The organism is Kineococcus halophytocola (genome assembly GCF_041276425.1).
Classification (GTDB): Bacteria; Actinomycetota; Actinomycetes; order Actinomycetales; family Kineococcaceae; genus Kineococcus; species Kineococcus halophytocola.
Genome location: NZ_JBGFTU010000011.1, coordinates 87664 through 100952, shown reverse-complemented (window position 1 = coordinate 100952; position 13289 = coordinate 87664). Strand labels below are relative to the sequence as shown.

Genomic DNA, 13289 nt, shown 5'->3' with positions numbered 1-13289 from the left:
CGGTGAGCGGTCAGCGGCCGGTCTTGGGGGAGAAGACGCGCGAGATGACCCGCGCGACCAGGTTGAGCGCCATCACCAGGATGATGAGCACGAGGGCGGCCGTCCAGGCCCGCTCGACACCGGCCTCGGCCGGGACGCCGGGCTGGGTGTAGGAGTAGTACGCGAACACCGGCAGGGTGGCCATGCGGCCCTCGAGCGGGTTGAAGTTCGTGCCGACGGTCAAGCCCAGGGTGACCAGCAGGGGAGCGGTCTCGCCGGCGACGCGGGCCACGGCCAGCGTGACGCCGGTCGCGATGCCGGACAGGCTCGTGCGCAGGACGACCTTGACGACGGTGCGCCACTTGGGGACCCCCAGGGCGTAGGCCGCCTCGCGCAGGTCGTTCGGGACGAGCTTGAGCATCTCCTCGGTCGAGCGCACGACCGTGGGGATCATGAGGATCGCCAGCGCGATCGCCCCCATGATGCCGATGCGCAGGGACGGGCCGAACAGCAGCGCGAAGAACGCCGCCACCGCGAGCCCGGCGACGATGGAGGGGATCCCCGTCATCACGTCCACGAGGAAGGTGATGGCCTTGGCCAGCCGGCTCCGGGCGCCGTACTCGACGAGGTAGACCGCGGTCATCAGGCCGATCGGCACGGAGATGACGGTCGCGATGAGGGTCACGATGATCGTGCCCCAGATGGCGTGCAGGGCGCCGCCGCCCTCACCGACGATGCGGAACATCGACTGGGTGAAGAACGCGGCGTCGAGGCGGTGGCGGCCGTTGTCGATGACGGTCCACACGACCGAGACCAGCGGGACCATGGCGATGCCGAAGGCGATCGTCACCAGGGCGGTGACCAGGCGGTCCTTGGCCTTGCGGCTACCCTCGCGCACGCCCGAGGCCACCCCGGTGATCACCAGGTGCAGGAGGGCGGCGACCACGACCGTGGCGGCGATGGAGCCCGTCGTGGGCAGCAGGACCGCGCCGGCGACGACGACGGCCAGGGCGAGCGAGCCCCACGGGAACCACCGGGGGAGCGTGGCCTGGTTCAGGGGCTGGTCGAAGGTGGCGGGGAGTTCCCGCGACCCGGGCGTGGTCGTGGTCATGCCTTCGCTCCCGAACGTCCGACGATCCAGCGGGCGGCGAAGTTCACCAGGAAGGTGATGACGAACAGGGCCAGACCGCTGGCGATGAGGGTGTTGAGGTTGATGCCGTACGACTCCGGGAAGTTCAGCGCGATGTTCGCCGCGATCGTCGACGGGTTCGTGGTGCTGATCAGGTTGAAGGTCACGACGTTCGAGACCGACAGGACCAGGGCGACGGCCATCGTCTCGCCGAGGGCGCGCCCCAGCCCGAGCATCGAGGCGCTCACGACACCGGAGCGGCCGTACGGGATGACCGAGTACTTGATCATCTCCCACCGGGTGGCGCCGAGGGCCAGCGCGGCCTCCTCGTGCAGGCGCGGGGTCTGCAGGAAGATGTCCCGGCTGATGGCGGTGACGATCGGCAGCACCATGACCGCCAGCACCAGGCCCGCGGTGAGGATCGTGCGGCCGGTGGCCGAGGCGGGCCCGGCGAACAGCGGGATGAACCCCAGGTTCTCCTCGAGCCAGGCGTAGATCGGGGCGGCGGCCTGGGACAGCACGACCGCGCCCCAGATGCCGTAGACGATGCTCGGCACGGCGGCGAGCAGGTCGACGAGGTACCCCAGGGTCTGCGCGAGGCGGCGCGGGGCGAAGTGCGAGATGAACAACGCGATGCCCACCGAGATCGGGGTGGCGACCAGCAGGGCGATGAGGGCGGCCAGGACGGTGCCGAAGACGAACGGCCAGACGTAGGCGACGAGGCCGTTCCCGCCCTGGATCTCGCTCGGGTCGGCGGTGATGGCCGGCAGGGACTGGCCGACGAGGAAGGCGGCGACCCCGGCGAGGACGAGCAGGATGACGACACCCGCCCCCGTCGCCGTACCGCTGAAGATCTTGTCGCCGGGGCGGGTGGCGCCGCGTTCGATGTCGACGCGGTCGCCGGCGGTGGGGGTGGGGCTGCTCACCCGGGTCCTCCGAGGTCGTGGTCCCCCAGGACGGTCGTCCCGGGGCGGGGGGTGGAACGGCGCGGCGGTGACGGGTGGAGTCGGACTCCCCCGCCACCGCCGTCGGTGTCGTCCCGGTCAGGAACCGATGCGGTCCAGGGACTCGGTGATCTGCTCGCGCAGGTCGTCGGAGATCGGCGAGGAGCCGGCCGCCTTCGCCGCCGCCTGCTGGCCGTCCTCGGAGACCACGTACTCCATGTACGCCTTGACGAGGGCGCCCTGGTTCTCGTCCTCGTAGGAGGAGCAGACGATGTCGTAGGAGACCAGGACGACCGGGTAGGCGCCGTCGGCGGTCGTGGTGCGGTCCAGCTCGATCGCGATGTCGCCCTCGGGGCGGCCCTCGACCTGGGTGGAGGCGTCGACCGCGGCGGCGGCGGCCTCGGCGGTCGGGCCGACGTAGGCGTCGCCGACCTTGACCGAGACGGTGCCGAGCCCGGTCGGGGCGACCTGGGACTCGTCGGCGTAGCCGATGGCGCCCTCGCCGGCCTGCAGCGCCTGCACGACACCGGAGGTGCCCTGGGCGGCCTCGCCGCCCTGCAGCGGCCAGGCGCCGTCGGCCTCGGCCGTCCAGGCGTCGGGGGCGGTCGCGTGCAGGTAGTCGGTGAAGTTCTCCGTGGTGCCGGAGTCGTCCGAGCGGTGCACCGGGGTGATGGTGGTGGCCGGCAGCTGCACGCCGGCGTTCTCGGCGGCGATCGCCGGGTCGTTCCAGGTGGTGATCGTGCCGGCGAAGATGTTCGCGACCGTGGCGGGGGAGAGGTTCAGCGACTCCACACCGGGCAGGTTGAAGGCGATGGCGATCGGGGAGATGTAGACCGGCAGGTCCATGGCGTTGCCGCCGTTGCAGCGCTGCTCGGCCTGGGTCAGCTCCTCGTCCTTCAGGTAGGCGTCGGAGCCGGCGAAGGGGACACCGCCCTGGAGGAACTGGGTGCGGCCACCGCCGGACCCGACCGGGTCGTAGTTGAGCGTCACGTCGGGGTTGGTGCCGTTGAAGTCCGCGGCCCACTGCTGCTGGGCGACGGTCTGGGTGCTGGCGCCCGCGCCGTTCAGCGAGCCGCTCAGCGACGAGGAGGACGAACCCTCGCTCGCCGTGGTGCTACCGGCCTCGTTCGACCCGCTGCAGGAGGCGAGGCCGAAGGTCAGGGCCAGGGCGGCCGGCACGGCGGCGCGACGGAAGGTGCTGCGGTTCACGGGGAGAGCTCGCTTTCGCTCGACGGGCGGGCGCGGGAGAGCGCCGGCGCGGGTCTGACGGGGCAGACGTTAGGCAGGCGACATGACGCGATCGGCTGCCGCGGGTGAACGAGGGGTGAACTGAGCGGGTCGAACGCGCCCTGCCCGGGGGGACGGGGGTCGTCCGGGAGGTGAACGGGTGACGTGGGTCACTGGCCGTGATGACCCGGTGATGCACGGTCACACCTTGTGGCGCTCGGCCGCGATCACCCGGGCGCTCGCGCCCCCACCGCTCACGTGCGCGACGAGCAGGGCCGCCTTGTCGAGCTTGGCGGTCACCGTCCGCCCCACCCGGCCCCCGGCGCGGGCCGCCACGACCTGCTGCAGGTGCGGCAGGACGGGACCGTGCGAGCAGACGGCGACGGGCCGGGCGGCGTCGAGCAGGCCCGTCACGACCGCCGCCGCCGCGTCCGGGTCGGCCCGGAAGGCGTGCTCGGTGAGCGCGGGGTCCTCCTGCACGGCCAGCCCCGTCAGCTCCGCCGCCGGCAGCACCGTCTGCACGCACCGCGCCCACGGCGAGGTGAGCAGGGCCCGCAGGTCGAAGCAGGCCAGCAGGGGAGCCAGGTCGCGGGCCTGGGCGTGCCCGCGGTCCAGCAGCGGCCGGGAGGGCTCACCGTCGGCGCCCCCGGGCCAGTCGGCGCGCTTGACGGCCCGGGCGTGCCGCAGCACCACCAGCGGCCACGTCGGTGGCGGCAGCTCGTCCGTCGGCAGGGCCGCCTCCAGGACGTCCACGTCGGCCGGGTACGTCAGCAGCCCGCGCGCCGCCTCCCGGCCGAACCACCCCACCTCGGTGATCTCCCCGGCGTCGGCCGGCTCGACGTCCCCCTCCTCGGCCGGGCCGGCCGGGCGCGCCAGCCAGTACCGGACGCGCTTGCGCAGCCCCCCGGGCACCGGGCCGGGCACCCGGTAGCGCTGCGCCGGCAGCGGGACGCCGAGGTGGACGCGCAGCCCCGTCTCCTCCGCGCTCTCGCGCACGGCGGCGACGGCGGGGTGCTCGCCGTCCTCGAGCTTGCCCTTGGGCCAGGACCAGTCCGCCGGCCGCGTCGCGGTCGCGGGCCGGTGGACGAGCAGGACCTCCGGCCCCTGCGGCCCGGGCCGGACGACGACGCAGCCGGCCGCCTCCACGTCGGCGCCCCCGTCCGTCCCCCCGTGCGGGGAGGAGTCCCGCGGGCTCACCGACGACGACGGGCGGTGGGGCGCCGGCCGGGCCGGGTGGCGATGATGTGCTCCTGCAGGTCGCGCAGGGGTTCACCGGCGGCGTCGAGGTGGTGGCGCGTCCACGTCCCCTCCGCGCCGAGGTGCCACGAACTCGTCGTGTCCGCCATGCACTCGTCCAGCAGCAGCGAGACCTCGCGCACGTGCCGGGGGTCGGACAGCCGCACGACGGCCTCGACGCGGCGGTCGAGGTTGCGGTGCATCATGTCCGCGCTGCCGATCATCGCGACCGGCTCGCCGCCGGAGGCGAACCAGAAGATCCGGCTGTGCTCCAGGAACCGGCCCAGGATGCTGCGGACCCGGATCGTCTCGGACAGGCCCGGCACGCCCGGCTTCAGCGCGCAGATGCCGCGCACGACCACGTCGACCGGGACGCCGGCCGCCGAGGCGCGGTACAGGGCGTCGATGATCCCCTCGTCGACGATCGAGTTCACCTTGAGGCGGACCCCGGCGGGCAGCCCCTGGCGGGCGTTGTCGATCTCGCGGTCGACCCGGTCGATGAGACCGGTCCGCAGCGAGCGCGGGGCGACGAGCAACCGCTTGTAGGCCGTCTTGGGCGCGTAGCCGGAGAGCTGGTTGAACAGGCGGGTGAGGTCCTCGCCCACCTGCGAGTCGTCGGTCAGCAGGCCCATGTCCTCGTACAGCCGGGCCGTCTTGGGGTTGTAGTTGCCCGTCCCGACGTGGCAGTACCGCCGCAGGCCGCCCTGTTCCTGGCGCACGACGAGGCTGAGCTTGGCGTGGGTCTTCAGGCCCACGAGGCCGTAGACGACGTGCACGCCGGCCTGCTCGAGCTTGCGCGCCCAGCTGATGTTGGCCTGCTCGTCGAACCGCGCCTTGATCTCGACCAGGGCCAGGACCTGCTTGCCGGCCTCGGCCGCGTCGATGAGGGCGTCGACGATGGGGGAGTCCCCCGAGGTGCGGTACAGGGTCTGCTTGATGGCCAGGACCTTGGGGTCGGCCGCCGCCTGCTCCAGGAACGCCTGCACGCTCGTGGAGAACGAGTCGTAGGGGTGGTGCAGCAGCACGTCGCGGTTGCGGATGGCCGCGAACAGGTCCGACGGCTTGGCCGTCTCGGCGCCGTCGGTGAGGTCGCGGTGGGTGCGGGCGACGAACTTGGGGAACTTCAGCTCCGGCCGGTCCAGGTCGGCGATGTCGCCCAGGCCCCGCAGGTCCAGCGGCTCGGTCAGTTCGTAGACCTCCTGCTCGTGCACGCCGAGCTCGCGCACCAGCAGCTCGCGCACCTCCGGGGCGATGTCGGAGGCCACCTCCAGGCGCACGGCCGGGCCGAACCGGCGGCGCAGCAGTTCCTTCTCCAGCGCCTGCAGCAGGTTCTCGGCGTCGTCCTCCTCGACCTCGAGGTCCTCGTTGCGGGTGACGCGGAACGTGTGGTGCTGCACCACCTCCATGCCGGGGAACAACTGGTCCAGGTGCTCGGCGATGACGTCCTCGAGGGGCACGAACCGGGCCGAGCGGGGGTCGGCGCCGTCGGCGGCCTCCACGGCCACGAACCGCGGCAGCAGCGGCGGCACCTTGACCCGGGCGAAGTGCTCCTTGTCCGTCGTGGGGTTGCGCACGACGACGGCCAGGTTCAGGGACAGCCCCGAGATGTAGGGGAACGGGTGCGCCGGGTCGACGGCCAGCGGCGTCAGGACGGGGAACACCATGTCCCGGAAGAACCCGTGCAGACGGGCCTGCTCCTTCTGCGCCAGCTCGTCCCAGCGCACGATCGTGATGCCGGCCTCGGCCAGCGCCGGGCGCACCGAGCGCAGGAACACCTCCGCGTGCCGCTCGGTCAGCTCGTGCGCCCGCACTGCGATCGTGTCGAGCACCTCGCGCGGTTCCAGGCCGCTGGCCGCGGTCACCGCCAGACCCGTCGCGATCCGGCGCTTGAGCCCGGCGACGCGGACCATGAAGAACTCGTCGAGGTTGTTGGCGAAGATCGACAGGAACCGGGCGCGTTCCAGCAGGTGCGTGGCCGGGTCCTCGGCCAGCTGCAGGACGCGCTCGTTGAACGCGAGCCACGACACCTCGCGGTCGGCGAAGCGGTCCTCGGGCAGCTCGGCCGTCTCGTCGACCGGGCTCACAGCGGGGAGGGGGGTGGTGGCCGTCATGGCGATCAGTCTGCCACCGGGACCCGGGCCCGCCGCGGTGAGCGGGGACCCCCGCAGGAGCGCCGGGTGAGCCGGGTGAACGGTGGAGGACCGGCCGGTGAACCGCCGGTGACCACCCCCGGGGAGGCTCAGCCGGCGGGGGCGGCGTACTGCACGTCGACGGCCGCGCGCTCGAAGCCGAGCCGGGCGTACAGCCGCAGGGCCGGGACGTTGTCGCCGTCGACGTACAGGTCGACCAGCGCGGGCGGGGCGGGGGCGCCCGCCACGGCGCGCAGCCCGCGCACGAGCAGGGCCCGGCCCAGACCGGCACCGGCGTGCCCGGGGGCGACCCCCAGGACGTACAGCTCGCCGTGGCCGTCCTCGACCTTCATCCAGCAGAACCCCACGAGACCGCCGGGCCCCTGGGCCAGCAGCAGCAGCGCCGGGTCGAACCACGCCTCGGCCAGCCGGGCGCGCAGGTCCGGCACCGTCCACCGGCCCTGCTCGGGGTGCCCGGCGAAGGCGGCGGCGTTCAGGGCCACCCACGCCTCGTCGTCGGCGCCGGGGACGAACGGGCGCACGCGCACCCCCTCCGGCAGCGCGGGCACCGGCAGGTCGGCCAGGCCCGCGGCGGGCCGCTCCAGGCGCAGCAGCTCCCGCACCCGCCGCCAGCCGTGCCGCCCGGCCAGGGCCGCCGCGCCCGGGGTGTCCCCGTGCGACCACAACCGCACCGCACCGCCCGTGCCCGCGCTCAGCCGCTCGACCTCGGCCAGCAGGGCGGTGCCGTGACCCCGGCGGCGGTGCCCGGGGTGGACGACGAGCTCGCCCTCGCGGGCCTGCGCCGGTCCGGCCAGCTGGGCGTACCCGGCCGGCGTGCCGTCGGCGGCGCGCCGCAGCAGGTGGACCACGTCGCCGTGCCCGCCGGGGCCGGACCCCAGGCGCAGCACCGCGTCCTCCGACAGCGACGTCGCGCCGTCGGCGCGGGAGGCGGCCGCGGCGAGGTCCAGGACGCCGCGGCGGTCCGCCTCCGCCAGCACCTCCAGGACGTCCGGCGCGCTCACCGGGGACGCACCGGGTCGGCCGGGCGCGTCGGGGCGGGAACGTCCTGCGGGGCGGGGACGTCCCGGGCGGCGTCGTCCTCGGCGGGCAGCCCGTCGTCGAGGTCACGACTGGAGGTGACGAAGCGGTAGCCGACGTTGCGCACCGTGCCGATGGCGTTCTCGTGCTCGGCGCCGAGCTTGGCCCGCAACCGCCGCACGTGGACGTCGACGGTCCGGGTCCCGCCGAAGTAGTCGTACCCCCACACCTCCTGCAGCAGCTGGGCCCGCGTGAAGACGCGGCCCGGGTGCTGGGCCAGGTGCTTGAGCAGCTCGAACTCCTTGTACGTGAGGTCGAGCTGACGGCCGCGCACGCGCGCGGAGTAGGCCGCCTCGTCCACGACGACGTCACCGGCGCGGATCTCGGAGGTCGTGCCGTCCTGCTCCTGCTCGGCCGGGCGGCGCAGGCGACCGGCCGTCAGGCGCAGCCGCGCGTCGAGCTCGGCCGGCCCGCACGTGTCCAGGACGACGTCGTCGGCGCCCCAGTCGGCGGCCACCACGGCCATCCCGCCCTCGGTGACGATCAGCAGCAGCGGGTGGGACAGGCCCGTCGTGCGCAGCAGGCGGCACAGCGAGCGCGCGGGGGCCAGCTCGCGGCGGCCGTCGACGAGGACGGCGTCGGCGGTGGGTTCGTCGACCAGGACCGAGGCCTCGGCGGGCAGCACCCGCACGGTGTGGGGCAGCAGCCCCAGGGCCGGCAGCACCTCGGTGGAGGGGGTCAGGGCGTTGGTCAGGACGAGGAGCTGGGCCACGGCTGTCCTGTCCTCCGTTCACTGCGGACGTCCCGCCCGGACCGGCCCACCCCGGGCCCGTGGGGGCGGTGCGGGGCGTGGCGGGTGCCGTCAGGCCAACGAGGCCCAGCCTACGCGTGTCGTGCAGGCGAACGGACCACCCCGAACCGGTCCGCGCGCCTCTGGGAGGATCACCGTCGTGACCGTCGTCGAGACCGAGCCGCAGGCACCCGCCGCCCCGGGGGCCCGCAGGGGCGCCGCGTGAGCGCGTCCGCGACGGCCACGGCGACCTTCGCCCTGGCCGCCCTCGTGGGGCTGGCCTCCTTCGGCGGGGTGCCCGTCCTGGCGGTGGCCGCCGTCGGCGTCGGCGTCCTGGTCGCCGCGGGCTGGCCGGAGCTGCTCGACCTGCCCGCCCGCCGCGGCTCGACCACCGTCGTGGCCCTGGTGGCGGTGGCCGCGGCCCTGACCGCGGCCCTGACCGTCGGGGCGGCGCGCGCCGAGGGCAGCCAGGTCTCCGGGGTGCTGGGGCACCTGCCGGCCGTCGCCGCGCTCGCGCTGCTGGTCGCCTTCGTCCACCAGCTCCTGCGCCGCGACGGCCGGCCCCGCCTGGTCGAGTCCGTCACCGGGGTCGTCGCCGCCCAGGCCGTCGTGGTCCTGGGGGCCGCCTGGGTGGCCGTGCCCACGACGTACGCCGGCGCCGCGCTGGCCCCCGTCGTCCTCGCGGCCCTGGCCGCCACGAGCGCGGTGTCCGCCACCGCCTGGCCCCTGCGGGTCGTCGGGCCCGTCAACCTCGTCGTCGGGGCGGCCGTGGGCTGGCTGGCGAGCACCGTCACGGCCCTGCTCGGCGGCGGGGGCACGAGCCCGCTGGCCGGCGGGGACCCCCTGGTCACCGAGGGCCGCTGGGTGGTCGCGGGCATCGTCGCCGGGCTGGGCGCCGGCCTCCTGGTCTCGGCCTGGCGGGCGCTGTCGAGCCGGCTGCCGGCCGCCCGCACGCTGCCGGCGGCGCTCGCCGTCGCGGCCGTGCCCGTCGCCCTCGGCGGGGCGGGGGCCTACCTCGTCGGGCGGCTGCTGCTGCTGTGAGCGGGTGCGGGGCCGGGAGTGAGCCGCCCCACGTCGGGGGGTCCGGCGGGCCCGGCGCCGGTAGTCTCGGTGCGTGCACGCGCTCGAAGTCTTCTTCCTCGTCCTGCTCATCGTGGTGTCGATCGTCATCACGTGGTTCGCGGGCTACGTGATCTACCGCCTCTACCAGGGCCAGCGCTGACCCGTGGTCGTCCCGCTGCGCACCGACACCCCGCTCGCCCTCGTCCCGCTGTCGTGGCTGATCGGCCGGTGGGAGGGCGCTGGTGTCCTCGGCCACCCCGCCCGCGGTGAGACCGACACCCGGTTCGGTCAGGTCGTGGAGTTCACCCACGACGGCCGCGACTTCCTGAGCTACACGTCCACGACGTGGGCCCTGGACGAGGACGGCCGCACGACCGACCCCCTCGACGTCGAGACGGGGTTCTGGCGGCCCCAGCCCGTCGACCTCGACGCCCCCGCACCGGCCGACGGGCCCCGGCCGGTCGAGCTGGAGGTGCTGCTGACCCACCCCACGGGCGTGGTGGAGATCCTCGCCGGCACGGCCCGCGGCCCGCGCATCGACCTGTCGACGGACGTCGTGGCCCGCACGACCACGGCGCACGAGTACACCGCGGGGTCGCGGATGTACGGGCTCGTGGAGGGCGACCTGCTGTGGGCGCTGGACGTCTCCCTGGAGGGTCACCCGATGCGCAGCTACGCCTCGGCGCGGCTCAAGCGCGTCGCCGACCACGCCCCGGACGCGGCCGCCGAGGAGCCGGGCACCCCGCCCGCGCCGTGACGGGGACCCCGGCGCCCGACGACCTCGGGCCGGCCCTGCACGCCCGGGGCCTGCGGCTGACCCCGCAGCGCCGCGGCGTGCTGGCCGCCGTCCGGTCCCTGGGGCACGCCAGCGCCGAGGAGGTGGCCGCGCACCTGGCCGACCGGGCCGACCGGGCCGACCGGGCCGACCCGGAACAGGGCGGAGCGGACGGCGGTTGGCCCACGGTGGACCCCTCGACCGTGTACCGGTCGCTGGCGGTCCTGGAGGAGGTCGGGCTCGTCGCCCGCACCCAGATCGACCGGCGGGTGCCGTCGTTCCACGCCGTGGAGCACGGCGGGCACCTGCACCTGGTCTGCGAGGGGTGCGGGACGGTGGCCGAGGCCGACGCCGGGCCCGCCCACGACCTGGCGGCGGTCGTCTCGTCCCGCTACAACTTCGTCGTGGACACGGCGCACCTGGCCCTGCGCGGCCGGTGCGCCGCATGCCGCGCCCCGCAGGCCCCCGAGGAGCAGCCGTGAGCACGCCGACCCAGACGCCGCAGCCCCAGACGCCGCAGACCACCCCGTACCGCTCGCCGCTGCTGGCCGCTCCCGGCGCCGTCGCCGCGGAGGGCCTGGACGCGGGGGTGGCCTGGCACTACGGGGACCCGCACGCCGAGCAGCGCGCGCTCGTGGGCGGTGGGGCCGTCGTGGACCTGTCGCACCGCGGGGTGCTGCGGCTGAGCGGGCCGGACCGGCTGTCCTGGCTGCACAGCATCACCAGCCAGGCCCTCACGGGGCTGCCGGCGGGGGTGTCCACCGAGACGCTCGTGCTGAGCCCCACCGGCCGCATCGAGCACGCCCTGCACCTCCTGGACGACGGGGAGGCCACGTGGATCACGCTCGAACCCGGCCGGGTCGAGGGGTTGCGCAGCTGGCTGGAGCGGATGCGCTTCACGCTGCGCGTCGAGATCGAGGACGTCACCGACCGCTGGGCCGTGCTGGGGGAGCCGGACCGCTCCCCGCAGTCCTCCTGGGGTCCGGTGTGGGTGGACCCCTGGCCCGGTGCGACCCCGCTGGCCGAGGGGGGCAGCGCCGACACCGCGAGCTACGCGGCGGTCCCCACCCTGGAGCACCCCGGTGCCGAGCGGGCCTGGCGCGAGGTGCTCGTGCCGCGCGGGCAGCTCGTGGCCGCGGTCGCCGACCGTCGCCTCGCCGGCACCTGGGCCGCCGAGGCGCTGCGCGTGGAGGCCTGGCGCCCGCGGCTGGGACGGGAGACCGACGAGCGGTCCATCCCGCACGAGCTGGACTGGCTGCGCACCGCCGTGCACCTGCACAAGGGCTGCTACCGCGGGCAGGAGACCGTGGCCAAGGTGCACAACCTGGGCCGGCCCCCGCGCCGGCTGGTCCTGCTGCACCTGGACGGGTCCTCCCACGACCTGCCCGCGCCCGGTGACGCCGTCGTCGACCCCGCGGCGGGGGACCGGCGGGTCGGGCACGTCACGACCGCGGCGCGCCACCACGAGCTCGGTCCCGTCGCCCTGGCCGTCCTCAAGCGGTCGCTGCCTGTCCAGGCCCGGCTCGTCGCCCTCGCCGGGTCGGCGGCCGGCGAGGCGGACCCGCAGGAGGCGCCGCGCCGGATCGCCGCGGCGCAGGAGGTCGTCGTCGCCCCCTGAGCCGCCCCTGAGTCGACTCCGAGCCGTTCCGGGCCGCTTTCCGGGCGTGGGTCCCTGCGCCGTCCGGCCGGGTGGGTCATACTCGGCGGAACGCACGCTGGGTAGCTAGCTGCGTGCGGTGAGTGGTACTCGAGCCGGGGGAGGCGTCGTGGACGAGCGTGAGGACGGGCAGGTCAGCGGGTACCAGGCGGGGGGACGGCGGGCGCTGGACAAGGTCCTGGCACCGCAGTTCCTGGCCGGTCTGCAGGACATGGACCTGCAGGTGCTGCGCGAGCACCGCACGGTCGCCGAGCAGGAGGAGGCCGACCTGTCCTACGCGCGCCGGCTCCTGCAGGGACGGCTGGACCTGCTGGGGGCCGAGGAGGACCGTCGCGCCGGCACCGACGGGGCCGCCGACGTGCGCCACGCCCGCTCCGACGCCGAGCTCGTGGCCAAGCTCACCGACGTCCTGGCCGACCCGCGACGCACCGACCACGGCATGGGGCGCTTCACGTCGGTGGAACCCTCGCGGGTGGGTGAGCACCGCCGCCGGGCCGAGCTGGCCGTCGCCGACCCGCACCTGTCGGACCTGTCCGCCATGGACGACGCCCAGCTCGCCGCCGCCCGCGAGCGCCTCGTCGCCCTCGAGCAGGAGCTGTCGGCCGACCGGCACCGCGTCCAGGAGGCCATGGACGCCTGCACCGAGGAGATCACCCGCCGCTACCGCGACGGGGTCGTGTCCGTGGAGGACGCGCTGCGCAGCGCGCGCTGACCGGCCCCTCGTCGACCCGCCCCTCGCCGACCCGCCCCGCGCCCGGCCGGTCCCGCCGGAGGGGTCTCACGCGCCGTGCTCGGCGAGCAGGACGCCCAGCGCCTCGCTCGTCGCGGTGCGCTGCCCGGCGCTCAGCGACGCGGCGAACGCGCGCTCGGCCGCCAGCAGCAGCGGCAGGACCCGGTCGACGAGCGCGGCGCCCGCGGGGGTCAGCGACAGCCGGCTCACCCGGCCGTCGCGCTCGTCGGGGGTGCGCTGCAGGTGCCCCACGCCCGTGAGGTGCTCCAGCCGCTTGGTCGTCGCGGCGCCGGAGGACAGCGTCGCGGCGGCGACGCCGGTCGGGGTCAGCGGGGTGTCCCCGGCGCGGCGCAGCGCGCTGAGGACGTCGAACTCCGGGCGCGTCAGGCCCTCGGCGCGCACGACGGGGTCGGTGGCGCGGGCCAGGGCCGCCGCGACCAGGCGCAGCCGCCCGGCCAGGCCCATCGGGGTCGTGTCGAGGTCGGGGCGCACCGCGGCCCACTCGGCGCGGGCGAGGTCGACCGGGTCCGGGGACGGGCTCACGGCGGGATCCTCGCACAACTGCTTCGTAGGTGAAACACCTGCTAACTTGA

The 13289-nt window shown here is 75.3% G+C and carries 13 protein-coding genes; 5 read left to right on the top strand and 8 right to left on the bottom strand.

All coding sequences use genetic code 11. From position 1 onward, the window contains the following. Nucleotides 1–10 precede the first annotated feature (10 nt). The 7 genes from pstA to AB2L27_RS11305 form a co-directional block, all read right to left on the bottom strand. Entirely contained in the window at nucleotides 11–1090 is a 1080-nt protein-coding gene (gene pstA, locus AB2L27_RS11335; RefSeq protein ID WP_370441572.1) for a phosphate ABC transporter permease PstA, read from the bottom strand. Beyond that, nucleotides 1087–2034 carry a phosphate ABC transporter permease subunit PstC gene (gene pstC / locus AB2L27_RS11330; protein ID WP_370441571.1) on the bottom strand — a complete coding sequence of 316 codons (948 nt, stop codon included), beginning with the start codon at nucleotides 2032–2034 and terminating at the stop codon, nucleotides 1087–1089. The genes pstA and pstC overlap by 4 nt, the downstream gene beginning before the upstream one ends. Nucleotides 2035–2151: 117 nt before the next feature. Beyond that, nucleotides 2152–3261: a phosphate ABC transporter substrate-binding protein PstS gene (pstS, locus tag AB2L27_RS11325; RefSeq protein WP_370441570.1), complete on the bottom strand. Its 1110-nt coding sequence runs from the start codon at nucleotides 3259–3261 to the stop codon at nucleotides 2152–2154. Between the two features lie 219 nt (nucleotides 3262–3480). Next, nucleotides 3481–4476, bottom strand: coding sequence for an NUDIX hydrolase (locus AB2L27_RS11320; protein ID WP_370441569.1), 996 nt, complete (start codon nucleotides 4474–4476; stop codon nucleotides 3481–3483). Then, a complete protein-coding gene (locus AB2L27_RS11315; RefSeq protein ID WP_370441568.1) occupies nucleotides 4473–6626 on the bottom strand; it encodes an RNA degradosome polyphosphate kinase in 2154 nt (717 codons plus the stop codon). Before AB2L27_RS11315 ends, AB2L27_RS11320 begins: the two co-directional genes overlap by 4 nt. A 128-nt stretch (nucleotides 6627–6754) precedes the next feature. Further along, a complete protein-coding gene (mshD, locus tag AB2L27_RS11310; RefSeq protein WP_370441567.1) occupies nucleotides 6755–7666 on the bottom strand; it encodes a mycothiol synthase in 912 nt (303 codons plus the stop codon). Further along, nucleotides 7663–8454 (bottom strand): winged helix-turn-helix domain-containing protein, encoded by a 792-nt coding sequence (locus tag AB2L27_RS11305; protein WP_370441566.1) that lies wholly within the window; start codon nucleotides 8452–8454, stop codon nucleotides 7663–7665. Before AB2L27_RS11305 ends, mshD begins: the two co-directional genes overlap by 4 nt. 240 nt (nucleotides 8455–8694) lie before the next feature. Between AB2L27_RS11305 and AB2L27_RS11300 the strand changes: the two genes are divergently transcribed. From AB2L27_RS11300 to AB2L27_RS11280, 5 genes are all read left to right on the top strand, one after another. Then, complete coding sequence (locus AB2L27_RS11300) at nucleotides 8695–9513, top strand: hypothetical protein (RefSeq protein ID WP_370441565.1); 819 nt, start codon at nucleotides 8695–8697, stop codon at nucleotides 9511–9513. Between the two features lie 184 nt (nucleotides 9514–9697). Further along, nucleotides 9698–10291 (top strand): nitrobindin family protein, encoded by a 594-nt coding sequence (locus AB2L27_RS11295; RefSeq protein ID WP_370441564.1) that lies wholly within the window; start codon nucleotides 9698–9700, stop codon nucleotides 10289–10291. Beyond that, nucleotides 10288–10791 carry a Fur family transcriptional regulator gene (locus tag AB2L27_RS11290; RefSeq protein ID WP_370441563.1) on the top strand — a complete coding sequence of 168 codons (504 nt, stop codon included), beginning with the start codon at nucleotides 10288–10290 and terminating at the stop codon, nucleotides 10789–10791. The genes AB2L27_RS11295 and AB2L27_RS11290 overlap by 4 nt, the downstream gene beginning before the upstream one ends. After that, a complete protein-coding gene (ygfZ, locus tag AB2L27_RS11285) occupies nucleotides 10788–11927 on the top strand; it encodes a CAF17-like 4Fe-4S cluster assembly/insertion protein YgfZ (RefSeq protein WP_370441562.1) in 1140 nt (379 codons plus the stop codon). Before AB2L27_RS11290 ends, ygfZ begins: the two co-directional genes overlap by 4 nt. 148 nt (nucleotides 11928–12075) lie before the next feature. After that, nucleotides 12076–12678, top strand: coding sequence for an RsiG family protein (locus AB2L27_RS11280; protein ID WP_370441561.1), 603 nt, complete (start codon nucleotides 12076–12078; stop codon nucleotides 12676–12678). A 66-nt stretch (nucleotides 12679–12744) separates the two neighbouring features. Here the strand turns inward: AB2L27_RS11280 and AB2L27_RS11275 are convergent, their stop codons facing one another. Continuing rightward, nucleotides 12745–13239: a MarR family winged helix-turn-helix transcriptional regulator gene (locus tag AB2L27_RS11275; RefSeq protein ID WP_370441560.1), complete on the bottom strand. Its 495-nt coding sequence runs from the start codon at nucleotides 13237–13239 to the stop codon at nucleotides 12745–12747. Between the last annotated feature and the right edge of the window lie 50 nt (nucleotides 13240–13289).